Below are 20277 nucleotides of genomic sequence, written 5' to 3'. Positions count from 1 at the left end.
TGTTCAGGTCTCGACATGAACGGCGAGCTTCGCCTTGATAAAAACCATTTTAGGATCCGCAGAGATCTATCCGAATTAATCAGAGGTGCCTTAAGTGCCGGTGGGGCAAAGAAAACGCGAAGCGAGAAAATAGGAGGTAAATGCAGATGCCGCCAGGAGCAGCTGTTTGCGAAGCGCTTTACAGGGTGGCAGGCAAGGCTCTTTGCAGATAGGCATCGAAGTCAGGCTTTTGGGAGGGACTGAGGATGCTGTCAATCCAGGCTTGGCTTTCAAAATTAATGATCTTGAGCTCATGCACGCAGGCGATCAGGGAGGTGTCGGTTTCAGGGCTAATTGCCAGAGGGGCGTCGAGCGGAGAAGAAAACAGCAAGTGGTGCAGAATATCATTGCTTTCCCACCAGTCGGCCAGAAACCAGTGGCGTTGGCTGCCCTGGTGAATAATCAGGAAGCCGACGCCATAGCGTTGTTGGTTGATCGATGGTTGGGGCATCGCCGGCAGGATGAGATCGATACCTGCCTGGATAAGGGCCTCGTCGATGCCGGATGTCTGGGTTGTTACACCGTAAACCTTGAGCCGCCAGCCGCTGTGCTCAATCCGTGTTAATAATTCGGTGCGACGCGCTTGATAGGGTTCGAAAGTGTGCACACAAGCGTTCCTGGTGGGGAAAATTAGTGATGGCTGTCGTTGGCCCTCTGTTGAGGCGTCCGATTGCCTGTCAGGTAGTTTTCCAGATCATGGCATTGCTCGGCGCTCAAACGCAAGCCGAGCTTGGTGCGGCGCCAGATCAAATCTTCCAGGGTGTGGGTCCATTCCCGGGTGATCAGGTAATCCACCTCGCGCTGATAGAGGCCGGCACCATAGTGCTGACCCAGGTCCTCCAGTGATTTTGCGCCATCGAGAATTTGATGGCTGAGGGTGCCGTAGCTGCGGACAAGGCGTGTTGTCAGAGCCTCGGGGAGCCAGGGATAAACGCGACCAAGACTCACCTTGAGGCTTTCCTTGTCGGTAAACTCGCCGCCGGGCAAAGGCGCGGTTTCGGTCCAGGTACCCGTCGCTTGCGGGAAATATTGGCTGATACGGTCAATCGCGGCTTCGGCCAGCTTGCGGTAGGTGGTGATTTTGCCGCCAAAGATGGACAGCAGGGGTGCGCGTCCGTTGCCGTCGTCCAGCTCGAGGGTGTAGTCGCGGGTCACGGCCTGGGCCGAGTCGGATTCGTCATCGAGCAGCGGACGGACACCAGAGTAGGTAGTGACAATATCCCTGCTGTTAATCTGCTGTTTGAAGTAGCTATTGGCAATCTCGATCAGGTAATCGGTTTCTTCCTCGGAGATGGCGACCTGGGACGGGTCGCCCTGATAATCGACATCGGTGGTGCCGATCAGGGAAAAGTCGTCCTCGAAAGGAATTACAAACACGATGCGATCATCTTCGTTCTGCAAAATATAGGCTTCGGCTTCATCGTGCAGGCGCGGCACCACAATATGGCTGCCTTTGACCAGGCGAACGTTCTGAGGGGCGGGAGAAGCCAGGGCGCTGTCGAACAATTTTGATACCCAGGGGCCCGAGGCGTTGATCAATGCGCGGGCGTAAACCACTTCGGTGTCTCCGGTGATCTGGTGCTCCAGGGTCACTTGCCACATATTCTGCTCGCGTACGGCCTTGATGCAGCGGGTGCGGGTGCGAATATCGGCTCCTTTCTCCCTGGCTGCCACAGCATTGAGCACCACCAGACGTGCATCATCGACCCAGCCGTCGGAGTATTCGAAGCCTTTTTTGATACCGGCCTTGAGTGGACTGTCGGCTGAAAATTGGATGTTGTGCGAGCCGGCCAATGTGGTGCGGGTGCTGAGGTGGTCGTACAGAAACAGTCCGGCCCGAATCATCCAGGCCGGGCGCAGATGGGGCTGGTGAGGCAGTCTGAAGCGAAGCGGGCGCACAATGTGAGGCGCCTTCTTGATCATCACTTCGCGCTCGGCCAGGGATTCGCGCACCAGGCGAAATTCATAATGTTCCAGGTAGCGCAAGCCGCCGTGAATCAGCTTGCTGCTGTTGGAGGAGGTAGCCGAGCCCAGGTCATTCATTTCGCAGAGCATCACCTTGAGGCCGCGACCTGCAGCGTCCAGTGCGCTACCGACACCGTTGATGCCTCCGCCGACAACCAACAGGTCAAAAGTGGGACGCTCTGTGTTCATTGCCATGTTCTCCGCTAGGTAAAAGAGTGAAAGAGGACTCGTGGACCAATGACTACTATAGTGCGCAATAACGAACAAATACAGACATAATCGAACAAAAATTAATCGAAATCATGCCAACTTCATATTGAGTCCGGATTGTAAGTGGGTTTGTTTAGCTAACTCTATGAATGTAAAGGTTAATTGTTTGTAGCGAGCTGCTCTACATAGAGCACTGAAAGCGCCGGCGCATAGAGTTGGTGATCAATAACCGGATGACTATTGAGATTGAAAGAGGGACTTGTAGGATTCGGTCAGACTGTTCTATATTGCTATCGCGATAAAGCGAATAAAAACGAACATAAATGGAAATATAGGAACCTGGCCTGCTGCATCGGGCGGCCGGAATCCGTCACGACGGGCCAGGCAGGTCTGCTCTGTTTCCAGATCGGCACGGAGACTAGTGAGGCTCACCTATGACAACCTACATTCTTTCTATCGACCAGGGCACCACCAGCTCCCGAGCCGTCCTGTTTTGTGAGCGCGGCAGGGTGCAGGGGATAAGTCAGCAAGAGTTTCCCCAGCATTACCCGCAAGATGGCTGGGTGGAGCATGAGCCGGAAGATCTGTGGCGCAGCGTGTTGTCGAGCTGTCAAAATCTACTGCAAGAGGCCAGGCTGGATCCAGAGCAATTGTCTGCGATTGGCATCACCAATCAGCGGGAGACCACATTGGTTTGGGACCGCGATACGGGAGAGCCACTGTATCGCGCCATTGTATGGCAGGATCGTCGCACCGCTGACTATTGTGAACAACTGAAGCAACAAGGTCTGGAACCCCTTGTCAGGTCGAAGACCGGTTTGCTGATCGACCCTTACTTTTCGGCGTCCAAAATTTGCTGGATACTGGATCAGGTGCCGGGTGCCCGTGACAAGGCCCGGCAGGGCAAGCTGGCCTTTGGCACCGTCGACAGCTTCCTGATCTGGAAATTGACCGGTGGTCGGGTGCATAAAACCGATGCCAGCAATGCCTCGCGCACGTTGATGTTCAATATCCATACCCAGCGTTGGGATGAAGAGCTGCTGAAGCTCTTCGATATCCCCTCCTCATTGTTACCCGAAGTGATGGACTCTGCCGATGACTTTGGTCAGCTCGACCCGGAGCTGTTGGGGGCACCGATTCCGATTCTGGGGGTGGCGGGCGATCAGCAGGCGGCGATGGTGGGCCAGGCCTGCTTTCATCCGGGCATGGCCAAAAGTACTTACGGCACCGGTTGCTTCCTGATGCTCAACACCGGTGACCAGGCGCTGGAATCAAACCATCGACTGCTGACGACGGTGGCGTATCGCCTGAAAGGTAAGCCCACCTATGCGCTGGAAGGCAGTATCTTCGTTGCTGGAGCGACCATTCATTGGTTGCGGGACGGTTTGCGGCTGATTGACGCGGCCGGGGAAAGCGAATCCCTGGCCCTGCAAACACCCCAGGATCATGGCGTGTACCTGGTGCCTGCCTTCACCGGTTTGGGCGCACCCTACTGGGATCCCAGCGCGCGCGGGGCGATTTTTGGTCTTACCCGCGACACCGGCATCAAGGAGGTGGTGACGGCGGGTCTGCAGGCGGTTTGTTATCAAACCAAGGATCTGCAAAGGGCCATGGAGCAGGATGGGGTCCGGCCCAGTACCTTGCGAGTCGATGGCGGTATGGCGGCCAATAGCTGGGTGATGCAGTTTCTGGCCGATATTCTGGAAGCTTCGGTAGACCGGCCGCAAATAATCGAAACCACCGCTTTGGGGGCCGCTTATCTGGCGGGTTTGCAGGCCGGGGTGTTTGCCTCGCTGGAGGCGCTGGAGAGCCTGTGGCAGTGCGAGCGGGCATTCGAACCGGATATGAGTGAACAGCATCGTGACCGGCATTATTCCGGCTGGCAGCAGGCGGTGCGCCGCTTGCAAACCTGTTAATTCGCTAAGTGATTGAAGGGCCATGTTTGTCATGGCGATTGAGCACAGGGTTGGTTGCAGAGCTGTTCAACTGTTCAGGAAAAGTGTTCATTTTTCATCAGGCTTGAACAGTTTTTCACGAGATGATCCGGAAAGAGGTTATGCGTATTTTATTCATTTGGAATAAATAGTTATTGAAAAACAACAACCTGAAGAACAAAAAAATGTGATTGAGAGAGCGGTGTCAGAGTTGGCATCAAGTTCGCTTAATGAACATCAGGAAAAGACATTACCAAGCATAAAAACAGTCAAGAAAAACAGAAAGCGTCAGTGTTACTGCGGTGCCTTATCAGATCGTTGACGCGTACAGAATCATAAGAAAAATAAAAAGGAACGCAGGCGCTATGTCGCTGACTCTGGAAAATCTTAGCCGTGTTGTGGATGGCGAAACCCACATCGATAACGTCAATATCAGTTTCGAACCCGGGTCGTTCAATGTATTGCTGGGGCGTACATTGGCCGGAAAAACATCGTTGATGCGTCTGATGGCCGGACTGGATAAGCCCAGCGCCGGACGCATTATCATGGATGGCGCAGATGTCACCGGGCTCCCGGTACAGCAGCGTAATATTTCCATGGTCTATCAGCAGTTTATCAATTACCCCAATATGACGGTGCGCGAAAATATCGCCTCGCCGCTGCGTATCGCCAGGATGGCACAATCCGAAATAGATCGCCGGGTCGAGGAAACCGCAGCCATGCTGCATATTGAAAGTTACCTGTCCCGCTATCCACTGGAGTTGTCCGGTGGTCAGCAGCAGCGTACGGCCATGGCCCGGGCGCTGGTCAAGGATGCCAGCCTGATTCTGTTCGACGAGCCCCTGGTTAACCTCGATTACAAGTTGCGTGAAGATCTTCGACAAGAACTTCGAGAGTTGTTTAAGGCCCGAAACGCGATCGCCATCTACGCCACCACCGAACCCAACGAAGCCTTGGCGCTCGGTGGTACCACGACATTGCTGCACGAAGGTCGCATGATCCAAAGCGGCCCCGCGGCGGAAATCTATCGTAATCCGATCAATGTTCACGCGGCCGAATTGTTCAGTGAGCCACCGATTAATTTGATTCCCGGCCGAGTGAGTGAAACCGAAGTAACCTTTGATGACGCGGTACATTTTCCGTTGAATCAGGATCTGCGTGGGCTCGATGCTGGCGAATATCATTTTGGGGTGCGCCCCAGTCATATTGGTCTGGTACCGAGAAACGATGACGATCTTGAACTGTCGATGCAGGTGGAGCTGGCCGAGATCAGTGGTAGTGAAACCTTTATGCATGTAAGGAATGATCACTTTAATCTGGTGCTGCATCTGTCGGGGGTGCATGAATACCGTACCGACACACCGGTTAAGGTGTATCTACCCACCCATCGCTTGTTTGCCTTCGGATTGGATGGATCCCTGATTCAGACCGCCTCTCATTCTATCGCTCCCCATTCTATAAAGAGTAACTAGGCATGGCCGAGATACATCTGAAAGCGCTGGCACACAGCTATACCAAAAATCCTCAGGGGCCGGATGCCTATGCCATTCGTGAAATGGACCATGTCTGGGAGCAGGGCGGTGCCTACGCATTACTGGGGCCTTCCGGGTGCGGTAAAAGCACATTGCTTAATATCATCTCCGGATTGTTATCACCGTCCAATGGCGACGTCCTGTTTGACAATGTGAAAGTTAATGATATCCCTCCCGAAGACCGCAACATCGCCCAGGTGTTTCAGTTTCCAGTGGTGTATGACTCCATGACGGTGTTCGACAACCTGGCTTTCCCGCTGAGAAATATGAACGTACCGGAAGCCAAGGTGATGGCCAAGGTCAACGAAGTGGCGGATATTCTGGAGCTGCATTCGGTCTTGCGCCGGCGAGCGAAAAACCTGACTGCTGATGAGAAACAAAAGGTTTCCATGGGGCGGGGTCTGGTGCGAGATGATGTTTCGGCCATCCTGTTTGATGAGCCCCTGACCGTTATTGACCCACACCTGAAATGGAAGCTGCGCCGCAAGCTTAAACAGATTCATGAGCAGTTTAATATCACCATGGTCTACGTCACCCATGACCAGCTCGAGGCCTCAACCTTTGCCGATAAAATTGCCCTGATGTACGACGGGAAAATTGTCCAGTTTGGCACTCCGAGAGAGTTGTTCGAGCGCCCCAATCATACCTTTGTGGGCTACTTTATCGGCAGTCCGGGAATGAACCTGATCGAAGTCGAACGCTGTGAAGGAGGGGTCAGTTACGGTGATATTCGCTTGCCGTTGAACCAGGAATTAAATGAGCACCTGCAGCAGGTGCCGAGCGACAATATCAAGGTGGGCATTCGCCCCGAGTTTGTCCACGTATGGGATGGTCCTTCGGGTGAGGCGATGGAATGCGATGTGTCCCATATCGAAGATCTGGGTACCTACAAGATTTTATCCTTGCGTCTGGGTATGTGGGACTTGAAAGCCCGGGTCGATGAAGATCATTGGGTCGAAGGCAGCAAGGCCTGGATCAGTTTTCCGGCGCAATGGCTCAAACTGTACGTCGATGATTACCTGGTCGATAGCCAGCAAGAGGAGACCAAGCCATGAACAAAGTTGAGAATAACAAGGCCTGGTTTCTGGTGTTGCCGGTATTCTTGCTGGTGGCATTTTCCGCCATTGTTCCCTTGATGACGGTCGTTAACTATTCGGTTCAGGATATTTTCGACCAGAATCACGCGGTCTTCGTGGGCGCCGAATGGTATCAGGAGGTGTTGCGTGATCCGCGTCTGCACGATTCCCTGTTGCGCCAGTTTATGTTTTCGTTTGCGGTGCTGTTGATCGAAATTCCTCTGGGTATTGCAGTGGCATTGATGATGCCGACCAAAGGCAAGATGGCTTCATTGTCACTGATTCTGTTGGCCATTCCACTGTTGATTCCCTGGAATGTCGTGGGCACCATCTGGCAAATTTTCGGGCGTGCCGATATTGGCTTGTTTGGCTGGACGTTGAACAGTCTGGGTATGGATTATAACTACGCCTCCAACACCGGAGATGCCTGGGCAACGGTTCTGTTGATGGACGTTTGGCACTGGACCTCATTGGTTGCGCTGCTCTGTTATTCGGGTTTGCGCGCGATCCCCGAAGCTTTTTATCAGGCGGCTCGAATTGACCGTGCCTCCAAGTGGGCGGTCTTTCGTCATATTCAGTTGCCGCGCTTAAAGAACGTACTGGTGATCGGTGTCCTGCTGCGTTTTATGGACAGTTTTATGATCTACACCGAACCCTTCGTGTTAACCGGGGGAGGACCGGGCAACTCGACCACTTTCCTTAGCCAAACCCTGACCAAGATGGCCGTGGGTCAATTCGACCTGGGCCCCGCTGCGGCATTTTCCTTGATCTACTTCTTGATCGTGCTGCTGGTGTCCTGGCTCTTTTTTACCACCATTACGCATATGGATAAGGAATAGGAGGCGGATCGATGAATATGAGTAAGCAGAAAATAATCGGCCTCAGTTTGTACGTGCTATTTATTCTGGTGCCGATCTATTGGCTGGTAAATATGTCGTTCAAAACCAACGAGGAAATTCTGGGGGGGTTATCCCTGTGGCCGCAGAATTTCACGTTTGATAATTATATGGTGATCTTTACCGACCCCAGCTGGTATATGGGGTATTTCAACTCAATGTACTATGTCAGTCTCAACGTTATTATCACCTTGACGGTTGCTCTGCCTGCCGCTTATGCCTTCAGTCGCTACAAGTTTCTGGGCGATAAGCATATGTTTTTCTGGCTGCTGACCAACCGAATGGCGCCGCCAGCGGTATTTTTATTGCCCTTTTTCCAGCTCTACTCTTCGGTGGGGCTGTTCGATACCCCGATCGCAGTGGCGTTGGCGCATTGCCTGTTTAATGTGCCTTTGGCGGTCTGGATTCTGGAAGGTTTTATGTCGGGAGTGCCGCGTGAAATTGACGAAACAGCCTATATCGATGGCTACAGCTTTCCGCGTTTCTTTGTTCGTATCTTTCTGCCGATGATCCGTTCCGGGATTGGTGTCACGGCTTTCTTTGCTTTTATGTTTTCCTGGGTAGAACTCCTGTTGGCGAGAACCCTGACGTCGGTGGAAGCCAAACCGATTGCCGCCGTAATGACGCGAACGATCGGCGCGGCCGGTATCGACTGGGGCGTACTGGCGGCCGCGGGTGTGTTGACGATTCTTCCCGGGTTACTGGTGATCTGGTTTGTGCGTAATCACGTAGCCAAAGGCTTTGCCTTGGGACGGGTGTGATGATCGGAAGAGGGGAAAAGCAATGAGCTGGATGGCATGGACACAGACAACGGCAATCTTCTTTTGTAGCATCGCCGCTATTCTCGTCTGCATGACGATCTATGAAATCAAATCACCCTGCATTGAGCGTAAGGGTTTTTTACCCATCAGTACCACCCGCGGTGATCGGTTGTTTATTGGCCTGCTCAGCAGTGCCTATATTCACTTGCTGTTTGTGGGGTTGAGTGACATCAATCTATGGGTGGCACTGCTGGTATCTGCGATCTGGTTGGCAATTGTGCTGCGTTATGGCTAACCCTCGCAGGCAATTCGATCTATGTTTGTGAATGTGCAAGAACCATAAAAGCAGGCATTTTGCAGTAGCCTGCTGGTAACGGGTCGTCAACGGGTAGATGCGCGTTGGGATCCAATGTCCGGCTTATGCCGAACAAGCAAGCTGGAGCAGTAAGCTGTGGAGAGGTAACACGTAGAAAGTTAAAACTCGCTACCAATATGAGGTTAAAAATGAAAAACAATAATAAAGTACAGAGGTCTGTGCTGCTAAGCGCGGCTATTGCGCTGGCCGCGACCAGTTGGCAGGCGCAGGCAGATCAATACTCTGATGCGGCCAACAAATGGCTGGACAAGGAATTTACCGAATCGACCCTGAGCAAGGACGAGCAATTAAAGGAAATGCAGTGGTTTACCGAAGCGGCTAAGCCCTTTCGCGGTATGACCATCAATGTGGCCTCCGAAACCATTGCGACCCATGAATATGAGTCCAAGGTGCTGGCCAAAGCCTTTACCGAAATTACCGGTATTGTGGTTAATCATGATTTGATTCAAGAGGGTGATGTGGTTGAAAAGCTGCAAACCCAGATGCAATCGGATCGAAATATTTACGATGCTTACATTAATGATTCGGATCTGATTGGTACTCACTTCCGTTACGGAAAGGTGGTTCCGATTTCCGATATGATCAAGGGTGATGCCAAGGACTACACCTTACCTACCCTGGATCTTCCCGACTTTATCGGCCTGGATTTTACCACCGGACCCGATGGTAAAATTTATCAGCTACCCGATCAGCAGTTTGCCAACCTGTACTGGTTTCGTGCCGACTGGTTTGCGCGTGACGATCTGAAAAAGCAGTTTAAAGATCGCTACGGTTACGAGTTGGGCGTGCCCAAGAACTGGTCTGCTTACGAAGATATCGCCGAATTTTTCTCGGTCCACGTCAAAGAGATTGACGGCGAACGGGTTTACGGTCATATGGATTACGGCAAAAAAGACCCGTCGTTGGGTTGGCGTTTCACCGATGCCTGGTTCTCCATGGCCGGAGCCGGCGACAAGGGGTTGCCTAATGGCTTGCCTGTCGATGAGTGGGGCATTCGTGTGGATGGATGCCGCCCGGTTGGTTCCAGTGTCGAGCGTGGCGGTGCAACCAACGGCCCTGCGGCTGTTTATGCAACCACCAAATATGTTGACTGGATGCGTAAATACGCGCCACCCGAAGCACAGGGTATGACCTTCTCCGAAGCGGGACCAGTGCCTGCCCAGGGCAGCATCGCGCAGCAGATCTTCTGGTACACCGCCTTTACCGCCAGTATGAATAAAGAAGGGTTGCCCGTGGTGAACGCCGACGGTACGCCCAAGTGGCGTATGGCGCCTTCTCCGAAAGGGCCTTACTGGGAAGAGGGTATGAAGCTGGGTTACCAGGATGCGGGTGCCTGGACCTTCCTCAACTCGACGCCAGATAAAAACCGTTTAGCAGCCTGGTTGTACGCGCAGTTTACGGTATCCAAGACGGTTTCCCTGAAGAAAACCCTGGTTGGCCTGACTCCGATTCGTGAGTCGGATATCAACTCCCAGGCGATGACCGATGCCGCGCCCAAGTTGGGTGGATTGGTTGAGTTCTATCGCAGTCCGGCGCGGGTACAGTGGACGCCAACCGGCACCAATGTTCCTGACTATCCCAAGCTGGCGCAGTTGTGGTGGCAGTTTATTGCCGAAGCGGCCAGTGGTGAGAAGAGCCCACAGGAAGCGCTGGATGGTTTGGCCGCAGCCCAGGATAAGGTGCTCAAGCGTCTTGAGCGTGCCAATGTGCAGGGCGAATGTGGACCTAAGATGAATGACAAGCGCGATGCCGAATACTGGTTGAGCCAGCCTGGTTCCCCGAAAGCCAAGTTGAGCAACGAAAAGCCCCAGGGTGAAACGGTTGCTTACGAGGTCTTACTCGAAAGCTGGACCAAGGCGCAGTAACAGGGGTGATAGCGACTATCGCCCCTGAACCCTGTTCTCAGTCATGATCGAATGATGAGGCAAGGTAGAGCAAATAATGGAGGCCTTCGAATGGGAGTGCCTCCATTTTTTTTCAGAAAACGGCAAATTAACTCGAACAATAACAAGCAAAACTATGAAAGCTAAACCATGAAAAGCTCCGACAGGCTCGGTAACAGACGGCTCGGTATTGGCGGACGTTTAGTTCTGGCCTTCGTGCTAATTTCATCGATTACAGTAGTAGCCAGCGGGGTGGCCACCAATACCTACCTGGGGTTGAGTGACCGCTTGCTGTCGTTCGAACAACAGGATGTGCCGGGTCTGGATGCGGCGGCACGGTTGAACGACAGGAGCCGGCTGATTGTGGCTACGGCACCGCTGTTGATGACCAGTGACTCGGCACTGGCCCGCGATAAACTGATGCAAGCGCTGAATCGAGCGATCGATGAGATGGATCGCCTGATGCGTAACCTGCCCGAGTACAACCGTTATTTTACCGAATTGATCGTTCAGATTAATAACAGCTTGCTGTTGCTTGAACAAAGTGTGGAGCGTCAGGAACAGTTGCGACGGGCGCTGGATTTACAATCGAGAAATGCATTTGACCTTTCCAGGCGATTAATTGTGCTTCTGGAATCGTTGCCTGAACCACAACGCTCGGAGCCGGTATGGGGCATTATCAGTCGCCTGTATTACTATTCGGGCATGGTAAAAACCGTACGCAATAACGCCTCATTTAACGATCTGGATGATAGTTTTATTCGCCTTGAGCAGCTGGGTGACGAAGTCAGGCATGAACTGGTTCAGGTTCCTGCATCAGTGATAACGCCGACGATGACAATACAGATCGAGGAATTATTACGCATGGGTTCTCGACAAGGGCCGTTGTTTCGCCTTAAGAACGAAGCGCTCGATCTGGGCTATCAACAAAGCTTCTTTTTGCACAACAGCCAGCAGCATATTCAACAACTGGCTGCGCAGATCAATCAATACACCAATGAAGCCAATGGCCGTATAAGCCAGTCGTTGAATGATGCGATCGGTACGATCAATACGGGTATTCGCAGCATCCTGTTGTTATCGCTTATCAGTCTTGCCATTGCGGCCGCCATTTCATGGTTTTATGTTCGGCGTAATGTACTGCAGCGAATCCTCGAGCTGCAACACAACATGCGAGCCATTGCCTCGGCGCAGTTGGATACCAGGATTCGCATTGCCGGCGATGATGAAATATCAGCGATGGCAAGAGACCTTAAACACTTTCAGCAAACAGCTATCGCGGTTGAGCTTACCAACCAGCAATTAGCGGCAGAAGTTGAAGAACGTATTGCTGCCGAAGCCCAGTTAAAATCAACCCAGAATGAGTTAATTCAAGCCGGAAAGCTGGCGGCTTTGGGGCAGCTTAGCGTGGGCATTACCCACGAAATCAACCAACCCCTGACGGCCATCGCTAGCCATTTGCATACCGCGGGCCGTCGCCTCGATAAGCAACAACCGGAACAGGCCCGCGAAAATATGGCCAAAATTAAATCGCTGCTGGAAAAAATTGCTGGTATCACTCGTCACCTTAAAGCCTTTGCCCGGGCCGCGAGTGCTGAGCGAGTGCCGGTTGATTTGAACAAGGTCATCGAAGACAGCCTGGAGTTGATGGCAAACCGAATAAATGAACTGGATTGTCAGCTTGTGTATGGAAAAAAATCGCCAGCTATTCGTGTGTTGGGGGAGCCGATACGTCTCGAACAGGTGTTGGTCAACCTGATTAATAACGCCCTGGATGCGATGCAACAATGTTCCAAAAAAATACTGAAAATTGAGATCGAAGAAGGTTTTGATCGTGTTCAGGTTCGCGTGTCGGATACGGGGGTCGGTATTCCACCAGAAACTATTGAGCAGATCTTTGATCCGTTTTTTACCAGTAAAGAGGTGGGGCAGGGCCTGGGTCTGGGTTTGTCGATCAGTTATAACATAGTGCAGGATTTCGGCGGCAAGATAAGGGTGTATGAGGTGCCCGAGGGCGGTAGTTGCTTTGTGCTTGAGTTGCAGCGGTCCCCGGATCGAACCCATGAAGGATCCGAACATTTACCGAAATCCGAAACCCAATCCATGACCGGTAAATTGCCGAAGGAGGTGCTGGATGCATCCTGATATAGAAGTGGTCATTATCGATGATGACCAGGAGGTTACCGAAGCCCTGGTGGAAATGCTGGAGTTGGAAGAGTTTAAGGTAGTCGCCTTTTCGTCTCCTGAGAGGGCCCTGGGCTATTTATCGGATGAGTGCCCGGCGGTGGTGCTCAGTGATGTAAAAATGCCGAAAATGGACGGCCTGGCATTATTATCGAAGTTGCAGCAATGCGATACAGAGATTCCGGTATTGTTGATGAGTGGACATGGCGATATTCCTATGGCGATCGAGGCGATGAAACAGGGTGCGTACGATTTTCTGGAAAAGCCGTTGCAGCCGGATCAGTTGTTTGGTCGCTTGCAGCGGGCCATCGAGCAACGACAGCTGGTGCTGGAGAACCGATATTTGAAAAGCAGTTTACATCAGCAACAGGGTATTGAGCGGTTTATTATCGGCGAGTCGATGGCCATTAAGCAGATTCGTCAGCAGGTATTGGCACTTGCGGCGGCAAACGTTGATACCATTATTTACGGCGATACCGGCAGTGGTAAAGATGTTGTCGCGCGTGCTTTGCACCAGTTTAGCTCACGTAAAGACAAACGCTTTGTCGCCATCAATTGCGGTGGTATGAGCGAGAGTCTTATTGAAAGTGAACTCTTTGGCCACGAGGCGGGGGCTTTTACTGGAGCCAACAAACGTCATATCGGAAAAATAGAAGTGGCCAACGGTGGTACTCTGTTTTTGGATGAAATTGAATCCATGTCCCTGTCGGTGCAGGTGAAATTACTGAGAGTCTTACAGGAACGCACCATCGAACGGGTCGGCAGCAGCACTCCTATTCCGGTTGCATTGACGGTGATCGCAGCCAGTAAAGATGACCTTGGCAAGCTGGGGGATGAGGGCGGTTTCCGCAAGGATCTGTACTACCGCTTGAATGTTGCCAGTCTGACGATTCCGCCGTTGCAAGCGCGACCAGAAGATGTGCTGCCGCTGTTTCACTTCTATGCTCGCAAGGCCAGTGACAATTATTCCCGCCCAATGCCCGCGCTCAGCCCGGTTGAAGCCAGCCGCCTATTGCAATACCCCTGGCCGGGCAATGTGCGTGAGCTAAAGAACGCCGCTGATCGTTTTGTGCTGGGCATTCGCGAAACGGTTGCAACGGTCTGGCCTGACGAGCATGACTTGGAATCGATCAGCTATGACCAGCAGATGAAGCGTTATGAGCTTCGTATTCTGGAGAAGGGATTGAATGCGACCCAGGGGCAGTTGAACGAAGCCGCTGAGTTGTTGAATCTGTCCCGCAAGACCCTGTATCGAAAAATGAAGAAACATCAGTTAGATAAGTTGCATTTCAAGTCACTGGAAAGCGAAAGACAAAGTTGACCCATTAGGCGGTAGAGATGGGGCATAAATGACCCATTTCTATCGGCGGCAAAACGGGCAGGGTTTATAACGGCTTGTGATATCAGGGTTTAAATGTTGTGGCACTGCTTTTGCTCTATTGTCGGGAGAGCTTAAGGGCCACCTTAGGATTCGCGCCCGTCGCAGTGTTCTGTGATGGACTACAACAATAATAAGCGTACAAGGAAATGACGATGCCAAAGAAACTCCTATCCCGATTATTACTGTCCAGCGCCTTGCTGCTGGGTGCTGGCGCTGTCCAGGCGGCTGACTGCAGTCATCGCGGTGTGCTGGATGATAAATTTTGCGATGAAAATAAGGACCTGGTAGCCGATAGCCCAACAGACCCTTCACAATGGCGTGATCCCAGTACCCTGGTCTTCACCTATACCCCGGTAGAAGATCCGGCGGTTTATAAAGATGCCTTTAGTGATTTCCAGAAATATCTCAGCGAAGTGACCGGCAAGAAGGTGATCTATTACACCGTGCATTCCAACGCGGCCGAAGTCGAAGCGATTCGTTCCGGTCGTTTGCACATTGCCGGTTTTTCTACCGGTCCAACCGGTTATGCGGTCAATCTGGGTGGCTACGTGCCGATTGCGGTGAAAGGCTTTGCCGATTCGTTCCAGGGTTATAACCTGATTGTAATCGTCAGGAAAGACAGTTCGATTCAGGCCATGGACGATATCAAAGGCAAGACCGTTGCCCACACCTCGGCCTCTTCCAATTCGGGTAATCTGGCCCCCCGAGCCCTGTTCCCGGAGCAGGGTATCACCCCCGATACCGATTACACCGTCAAATATTCCGGAAAACACGATCAGTCCATCATGGGCGTGTTGAGCGGCGACTATGATGCCGCACCGGTGGCCTCGGATGTGTTTGATCGGATGGTTACAGCGGGACGTATTAAAAAGGATGATTTCCGAATCATCTATACCAGCCCCCGATTCCCAACATCATCCTTTGGTTATGCACACGATCTGCATCCGGACCTGGTGAAAAAGATCAAGCACGCCTTCAGCTCGTTCCGTTTTCCTCCCGCCATGCAAGAGACGTTTAATGGTACCGATCGCTTCTACCCGATCACCTACCAGAAGGACTGGCAAGTTATCCGCGATATTGCTCATGCTACGGGGACCGCATACACCAAAACCGGTTTGAAAAAGCTGGCCGAAAAGGATGCCGCCAAAGCCGCCAAGAAGCGAGCCAAACAGTTGGCTGCCGAAGCGGCCAAAAAGAGCGAGTGATTAGCTTGATGCTAACCAACTGCCGTTTTGTAACATCCGAACCATAGTCTGGAGACGCAGGGCCAGGTATTCGATTCAGATTTGCAGCGCAACGGTTGCACGGATCGATCTGATAGAGACTGAGCCCTGCCTTCCTCAATGACTATTACAGGTAGATTTTATGAATAGACTCGTTCAGATTTTGAAGGTCGGTTCCGCGATGCTGTTGGCCGCGGGTATTGCGCCTGCAACCGTCGCCGATGATGGTAAAGCATTGACTGTGCAACTGGGACCGCGCCCTTTCTTTCTGGTTGATGCCATGCAGCCGAGCCCGTTAAAGACGCGATTACAGCAATGCAAAGAGCAACGCTTTGAAGCCAGTGATTTGTCCATTGGTCATCGTGGGGCGCCGCTACAGTTTCCCGAGCATACCCGTGAATCCTATATCGCGGCGGCGGTAATGGGTGCCGGTGTGCTGGAATGCGATGTCACCTTTACCAAGGATAAAGAGCTGGTTTGCCGACATTCCCAGAGTGACCTGCATACCACCACCAATATTCTCAGTGTGCCCGAGCTGGCCGCGAAGTGTTCAACACCACCGGACTTCACAGCCGACAAGCCTTTTGAAAATGTCGAATGCCGGACCAGTGATATTACGCTGGATGAATTTCTATCCTTGCAAGGCAAAATGGATGCAGGCAATTCAGACGCCAAAACACTGGAAGAATATCTGGATGCTACCGCCAATTATCGTACCGATCTGTATGCGACAAGCGGCACTTTGATGAGTCACAAACAGAGCATCGAACTGTTTAAGCAGCTTGGCGTCAAGATGACACCGGAGCTGAAAGCGCCTGCTGTAGAGATGCCCTATCAGGGGAATTACCGCCAGCAGGATTATGCCCAACAGCTGATCGATGAATATAAGCAAATGGGTATCGATCCCTCTGAGGTGTTTCCCCAGTCATTCAATTATGACGACTTGAAGTATTGGCTATCCTCGGAGCCAGGTTTTGCCCGGCAGGCGGTCTATCTGGATGGTCGTTACAACGATGATGGCTTCGACCACAGCCGGCCAGAAACCTGGTCACCGAGCATGGATGAACTGGTCGCGCAGGGCGTAAAAATAATTGCTCCACCGATGTGGATGCTGGTGAAGGTTGAGAACGGCAAGATTGTTCCCTCAGCCTATGCCCGTAATGCTCGCGCCGCCGGACTGGATATTATTACCTGGACACTGGAACGGTCGGGACCTTTGAACGAAGGCGGCGGCTGGTATTACCAAACCACCAAAGCGGTGATCGACAATGACGGTGATACCTATGAAATGCTCGATGTGTTGGTGAGGGAGGTTGGTGTTATTGGCGTCTTTTCAGACTGGCCAGCAACGGTGACCTATTACGCGGGTTGCATGGAATAACCGGCACCGGACAACCAGCAGGTGTTCTTATCACCTGCTGGATAAATTGAAGTTCGAAAAAAAATAACAAGTTCGTTCAATGAAACGGCGTTGCTGGCTGACGCTATTATTTTCAGGATGTAAATATGTCTGCAGCTGAAGCCTCGGTAGAGGCCCAAAACTTTCTTGATATACGTGGGCTCAAAAAAGAGTACACAAGCGGTAACCCGGTACTCAAGGGTATCGATATTACGATTGATCAACCGGGAATCATCGCCATCATTGGGCCCTCCGGTACCGGGAAAAGTACCCTGTTACGTTGCATCAATCGGTTGATTGATCCCACAGAGGGAGAGATCATTTTTGATCAAGCGGATCTTTGCACGGCCAAAGGTCTGCAGCTGCGTAAACTGCGCCGCCATGTGGGTATGGTATTTCAGGAATACAATCTGGTGGAGCGCCTGAGTGTTATTGAAAACGTGCTCACCGGGCGTCTCGGTTATATGTCGGCCTGGAGTGCCTGGCGACGAAAATTCAGGCAGCAGGATATCAATACCGCTTTTGAGTTACTCGATGCCGTGGGGCTCACCGAACACGCCAGCGCGCGCGCCGACAGTTTGTCCGGAGGGCAGAGGCAGCGAGTCGGTATCGCTCGTGCGGTGATGCAGAATCCACGGATTTTGTTGGCCGATGAGCCGACCTCGTCGCTGGATCCCAAAACTGCCGTGGAGATCATGGAACTGCTGGAACGTTTTGCCCAGGAGAAGAATATTCCGGCGTTGGTGAATATTCATGATGTTACCCTGGCGCGCCGGTTTGCCAAACGCATGATCGGTATGTCCAATGGACAGGTGGTGTACGACGGTGAACCCGATGGCATTACCGACGATGACTTGAAGCTGATCTACGGGGGCGAGTCATGGCTGGTATAGCGCCGGGAGCCGTCGATCGAGACAATCCCTTCAAACGAAACGGGTTAACCAGTGCTGGCTGGGTTTTACTGGCGGCTTATCTGCTGTATTCCTTCAATACCATGGGGGTGAGTTGGGAACGTTTTAGCAACGGTCTTGGGTTTGCCGATCGGTTATTGGAACGCATGTTTCCGCCCAATTTTTCGCGTTCTGAACTCTTGCTGGGTGGTTTGGTCGAGAGCCTCGAAATTGCCATTATTTCAACCGTGATCGGCATTGGCTTGTCGCTTTTTCTGGGCTTGTTTGCGGCGCGGAATTTGATGCCTCTGTGGGTTAGCGCCCCTGTCCGTTCGTTGATTGCCCTATGCCGAACGTTCCACCCGGTGATCGTGGCCATTCTGTTTGTGAAGAGTGTTGGCTTTGGTGCCCTGGCGGGAATTCTGACGTTAATAGTGGCGTCCATTGGCTTTATCGCCAAGCTGTTTGCCGAAGCGATCGAGGAGGTGTCGTTAAAGCAGGTGGAAGCTATTCGCGCTACCGGAGCGGGTTTTGTCAGCGTCATTCTTTTCTCGGTGATGCCGCAGGTGTTATCCCGATTTATTGGTTTCTCGACGTACCAGCTCGATTCCAATCTGCGCAACTCAACCATGGTGGGTATCGTGGGCGCAGGTGGCTTGGGGGGCACCTTGTTTTCTGCCTTTCAGCGCTTCGATTACGATTTTGTCGCGGCCATTCTGATTACCATTATTGCCCTGATCATGTTTGGTGAATTTCTCTCTAACGTAGTTCGGAGGGTGTTCCGATGACGGCCATTGATCACCATTGGCAGCGCTTTACGTTGCCGCAAAAACTGTCACGCTACGCGGTCTACCTGTGTGTCTTGCTGGCGTTACTGGTTTCTCTGCGAACCGTGGAAGTCATTCCTGAATTTTTCTATGATGCACCCGCACAAATGGCCGATCTGTTCCGTCGAATGTGGCCAATCGATTTTGCCTATTATCCGATGACCGTACAGGGGGCGATGATCGAGACCCTTAATATTGCCACCATTGGAACCCTGTTGACCCTGCCTCTGGCGATGCCCCTGGCACTGATGAATGCCAGCAATGTTGTAGCCTCTCCCTGGGTGCATTGGATCGCACGATTTTTCCTGGTCTCTTCCCGTTCCGTTAACTCCTTGGTGTGGGCATTGCTGTTCGTTGCCATCTTTGGTCCGGGGGTGATTTCGGGCGTTTTAGCCATCGCTTTTCGTTCGGTCGGCTTTGTCGGCAAGCTACTCGGTGAAGCGATTGAAGAGGTCAATATGGGGGCCATCGAGGCGTTGCGTGCGACCGGAGCATCCTGGATGTCGGTGCTGCTAAAAGGTTACTGGCCGCAGGTTATGCCGGCGTTTTTTAGCATCGTACTGTTCCGTTGGGATATCAATGTGCGCGAGTCTGCGGTGCTGGGCCTGGTCGGTGCCGGGGGCATTGGCGTGGTGTTGAACGACGCCATGAACCTGTTCGAATGGCAGCGGGTATCGATGGCGCTGCTGGCAATTTTTGTGGTTGTGATTGTGGCTGAAATACTGGTGGTCAATATTCGCAAGCGCTTGATCTGATCGAAAACAGCTGAGAAACATCATTATCAGGGTGGAGTCTAAGCCAATGGTGCGATGGAAAAATAGCTATTACCTGATGCGTCATGGCCAGAGCGAGGCGAATGTCGCCGGGTTGATTGTTAGCGACCCGGTCAGGGGCTGTAATGCTTTTGGCCTGACCCGGGAAGGGGAGCGCCAGGTCATCGACTCGGCAGCACGACTGGAGAAAAAACCGAGCTTGATTCTGTGCTCCGACTTTTTACGCACTCGACAAACGGCGCAATTGGTCGCGGCGCAATTGGAACTGCCGGCCCCGGTGTTGGAGCCCGGTTTACGTGAGCGATACTTCGGTTGCTATGAGGGCGAATCGGACGACTGTTATCAAACCGTCTGGGCTCAGGACGCTGTTCAAGAGGATCATCCTGAGCGCAAGTGCAGCAAGGATGAGACACATAATAGGGTTGAGTTACCTCAGGCGGTGTTGCATCGAGGTCTGGGGATTCTGAAACGGTTGGAAAGCACGGTAGCCGGAGAAGTCGTTCTATTGGTTTCCCATGGCGATATGGTGCAGATTCTACAAACGGCTTTCGCTGGCCTGCCGGCGTTTCAGCATCGTCAGTTGCCTCACCACCAGACTGCTGAGATCAAGGCGCTAGTGATTGAGGATCAATCCAGCATTAACCCTGAACTGCTCGACGCCTGGCAACGAATCACTGGTTTAGAATAGTTGCCGGTTCAATCTGGTGTACCGACAAACAAGCTGAACGCTATTCAAATGGATAAGATTGGCTTTAGGGCACCTCTGATTAATTCAGATGAACTCTGGCTTTCAGGCCAATCCAGAATCGCGGCACGTCTTTGCAGTAATGTCGAGACCTTTCAAAAAGGCGTAACAAAGAGTCTGGGTTCGCCTGAAAGCCCCGTAGGGCGGTCCTAAAATGGTTTCTCTCGGTGTTGAAGCCCTTGT

Annotated in this window: 17 protein-coding genes; 15 read left to right on the top strand and 2 right to left on the bottom strand. The window is 52.3% G+C overall.

Going from position 1 to position 20277, the window contains the following annotated elements:
* Positions 1-178 precede the first annotated feature (178 nt).
* Positions 179-646 (bottom strand): hypothetical protein, encoded by a 468-nt coding sequence (locus MIB40_RS17480; RefSeq protein ID WP_249696787.1) that lies wholly within the window; start codon positions 644-646, stop codon positions 179-181.
* 23 nt (positions 647-669) lie between these two features.
* Positions 670-2193, bottom strand: coding sequence for a glycerol-3-phosphate dehydrogenase (gene glpD, locus MIB40_RS17475; protein WP_249696786.1), 1524 nt, complete (start codon positions 2191-2193; stop codon positions 670-672).
* A gap of 455 nt (positions 2194-2648) precedes the next feature.
* Here glpD and glpK point away from each other — a divergent pair, with 455 nt between their 5' ends.
* The 15 genes from glpK to MIB40_RS17400 all read left to right on the top strand — a co-directional run bounded on the left by glpK (position 2649) and on the right by MIB40_RS17400 (position 20037).
* The gene (glpK, locus tag MIB40_RS17470; RefSeq protein WP_249696785.1) at positions 2649-4130 is read left to right on the top strand and encodes a glycerol kinase GlpK; all 1482 of its coding nucleotides are present in this window, start codon (positions 2649-2651) and stop codon (positions 4128-4130) included.
* Between the two features lie 383 nt (positions 4131-4513).
* Positions 4514-5620, top strand: a complete 1107-nt coding sequence (locus MIB40_RS17465) for an ABC transporter ATP-binding protein (protein WP_249696784.1) — start codon at positions 4514-4516, stop codon at positions 5618-5620.
* A gap of 2 nt (positions 5621-5622) precedes the next feature.
* Positions 5623-6735, top strand: coding sequence for an ABC transporter ATP-binding protein (locus MIB40_RS17460; RefSeq protein WP_249696783.1), 1113 nt, complete (start codon positions 5623-5625; stop codon positions 6733-6735).
* Entirely contained in the window at positions 6732-7595 is an 864-nt protein-coding gene (locus MIB40_RS17455) for a carbohydrate ABC transporter permease (protein ID WP_249696782.1), read from the top strand. The genes MIB40_RS17460 and MIB40_RS17455 overlap by 4 nt, the downstream gene beginning before the upstream one ends.
* An 11-nt stretch (positions 7596-7606) precedes the next feature.
* Complete coding sequence (locus MIB40_RS17450) at positions 7607-8413, top strand: carbohydrate ABC transporter permease (protein WP_454892288.1); 807 nt, start codon at positions 7607-7609, stop codon at positions 8411-8413.
* Between the two features lie 22 nt (positions 8414-8435).
* Positions 8436-8708: a DUF2160 domain-containing protein gene (locus MIB40_RS17445; RefSeq protein WP_249696780.1), complete on the top strand. Its 273-nt coding sequence runs from the start codon at positions 8436-8438 to the stop codon at positions 8706-8708.
* A gap of 209 nt (positions 8709-8917) precedes the next feature.
* On the top strand, positions 8918-10654 hold the full coding sequence (locus tag MIB40_RS17440) for an ABC transporter substrate-binding protein (RefSeq protein ID WP_249696779.1): 1737 nt from the start codon (positions 8918-8920) through the stop codon (positions 10652-10654).
* 168 nt (positions 10655-10822) lie between these two features.
* On the top strand, positions 10823-12817 hold the full coding sequence (locus tag MIB40_RS17435) for an ATP-binding protein (protein WP_249696778.1): 1995 nt from the start codon (positions 10823-10825) through the stop codon (positions 12815-12817).
* Positions 12807-14177, top strand: a complete 1371-nt coding sequence (locus MIB40_RS17430) for a sigma-54-dependent transcriptional regulator (RefSeq protein WP_249696777.1) — start codon at positions 12807-12809, stop codon at positions 14175-14177. The genes MIB40_RS17435 and MIB40_RS17430 overlap by 11 nt, the downstream gene beginning before the upstream one ends.
* 212 nt (positions 14178-14389) lie before the next feature.
* Positions 14390-15442, top strand: a complete 1053-nt coding sequence (gene phnD / locus MIB40_RS17425; RefSeq protein WP_249696776.1) for a phosphate/phosphite/phosphonate ABC transporter substrate-binding protein — start codon at positions 14390-14392, stop codon at positions 15440-15442.
* A gap of 160 nt (positions 15443-15602) precedes the next feature.
* On the top strand, positions 15603-16841 hold the full coding sequence (locus tag MIB40_RS17420) for a glycerophosphodiester phosphodiesterase family protein (RefSeq protein WP_249696775.1): 1239 nt from the start codon (positions 15603-15605) through the stop codon (positions 16839-16841).
* A gap of 125 nt (positions 16842-16966) precedes the next feature.
* Positions 16967-17752, top strand: a complete 786-nt coding sequence (gene phnC, locus MIB40_RS17415; protein WP_249696774.1) for a phosphonate ABC transporter ATP-binding protein — start codon at positions 16967-16969, stop codon at positions 17750-17752.
* Positions 17740-18537 (top strand): phosphonate ABC transporter, permease protein PhnE, encoded by a 798-nt coding sequence (phnE, locus tag MIB40_RS17410; RefSeq protein ID WP_249696773.1) that lies wholly within the window; start codon positions 17740-17742, stop codon positions 18535-18537. Before phnC ends, phnE (MIB40_RS17410) begins: the two co-directional genes overlap by 13 nt.
* Positions 18534-19331, top strand: a complete 798-nt coding sequence (gene phnE, locus MIB40_RS17405; RefSeq protein ID WP_249696772.1) for a phosphonate ABC transporter, permease protein PhnE — start codon at positions 18534-18536, stop codon at positions 19329-19331. The genes phnE (MIB40_RS17410) and phnE (MIB40_RS17405) overlap by 4 nt, the downstream gene beginning before the upstream one ends.
* Before the next feature lie 46 nt (positions 19332-19377).
* The gene (locus MIB40_RS17400) at positions 19378-20037 is read left to right on the top strand and encodes a histidine phosphatase family protein (protein ID WP_249696771.1); all 660 of its coding nucleotides are present in this window, start codon (positions 19378-19380) and stop codon (positions 20035-20037) included.
* Positions 20038-20277 lie beyond the last annotated feature (240 nt).

The sequence above is a fragment of the Aestuariirhabdus haliotis genome (assembly GCF_023509475.1).
GTDB classification, from domain to species: Bacteria; Pseudomonadota; Gammaproteobacteria; order Pseudomonadales; family Aestuariirhabdaceae; genus Aestuariirhabdus; species Aestuariirhabdus haliotis.
This window is presented reverse-complemented; position numbering and strand designations above follow the sequence as displayed.

Excerpts from the sequence above, each read along its gene's own strand:
- glpD (WP_249696786.1), bottom strand. The coding sequence starts at position 2,193 with ATGAACACAGAGCGTCCCACTTTTGACCTGTTGGTTGTCGGCGGAGGC.
- glpK (WP_249696785.1), top strand. The coding sequence starts at position 2,649 with ATGACAACCTACATTCTTTCTATCGACCAGGGCACCACCAGCTCCCGA.
- MIB40_RS17465 (WP_249696784.1), top strand. The coding sequence starts at position 4,514 with ATGTCGCTGACTCTGGAAAATCTTAGCCGTGTTGTGGATGGCGAAACC.
- MIB40_RS17460 (WP_249696783.1), top strand. The coding sequence starts at position 5,623 with ATGGCCGAGATACATCTGAAAGCGCTGGCACACAGCTATACCAAAAAT.
- MIB40_RS17455 (WP_249696782.1), top strand. The coding sequence starts at position 6,732 with ATGAACAAAGTTGAGAATAACAAGGCCTGGTTTCTGGTGTTGCCGGTA.
- MIB40_RS17450 (WP_454892288.1), top strand. The coding sequence starts at position 7,607 with ATGAATATGAGTAAGCAGAAAATAATCGGCCTCAGTTTGTACGTGCTA.
- MIB40_RS17445 (WP_249696780.1), top strand. The coding sequence starts at position 8,436 with ATGAGCTGGATGGCATGGACACAGACAACGGCAATCTTCTTTTGTAGC.
- MIB40_RS17440 (WP_249696779.1), top strand. The coding sequence starts at position 8,918 with ATGAAAAACAATAATAAAGTACAGAGGTCTGTGCTGCTAAGCGCGGCT.
- MIB40_RS17435 (WP_249696778.1), top strand. The coding sequence starts at position 10,823 with ATGAAAAGCTCCGACAGGCTCGGTAACAGACGGCTCGGTATTGGCGGA.
- MIB40_RS17430 (WP_249696777.1), top strand. The coding sequence starts at position 12,807 with ATGCATCCTGATATAGAAGTGGTCATTATCGATGATGACCAGGAGGTT.
- phnD (WP_249696776.1), top strand. The coding sequence starts at position 14,390 with ATGCCAAAGAAACTCCTATCCCGATTATTACTGTCCAGCGCCTTGCTG.
- MIB40_RS17420 (WP_249696775.1), top strand. The coding sequence starts at position 15,603 with ATGAATAGACTCGTTCAGATTTTGAAGGTCGGTTCCGCGATGCTGTTG.
- phnC (WP_249696774.1), top strand. The coding sequence starts at position 16,967 with ATGTCTGCAGCTGAAGCCTCGGTAGAGGCCCAAAACTTTCTTGATATA.
- phnE (WP_249696773.1), top strand. The coding sequence starts at position 17,740 with ATGGCTGGTATAGCGCCGGGAGCCGTCGATCGAGACAATCCCTTCAAA.
- phnE (WP_249696772.1), top strand. The coding sequence starts at position 18,534 with ATGACGGCCATTGATCACCATTGGCAGCGCTTTACGTTGCCGCAAAAA.
- MIB40_RS17400 (WP_249696771.1), top strand. The coding sequence starts at position 19,378 with ATGGTGCGATGGAAAAATAGCTATTACCTGATGCGTCATGGCCAGAGC.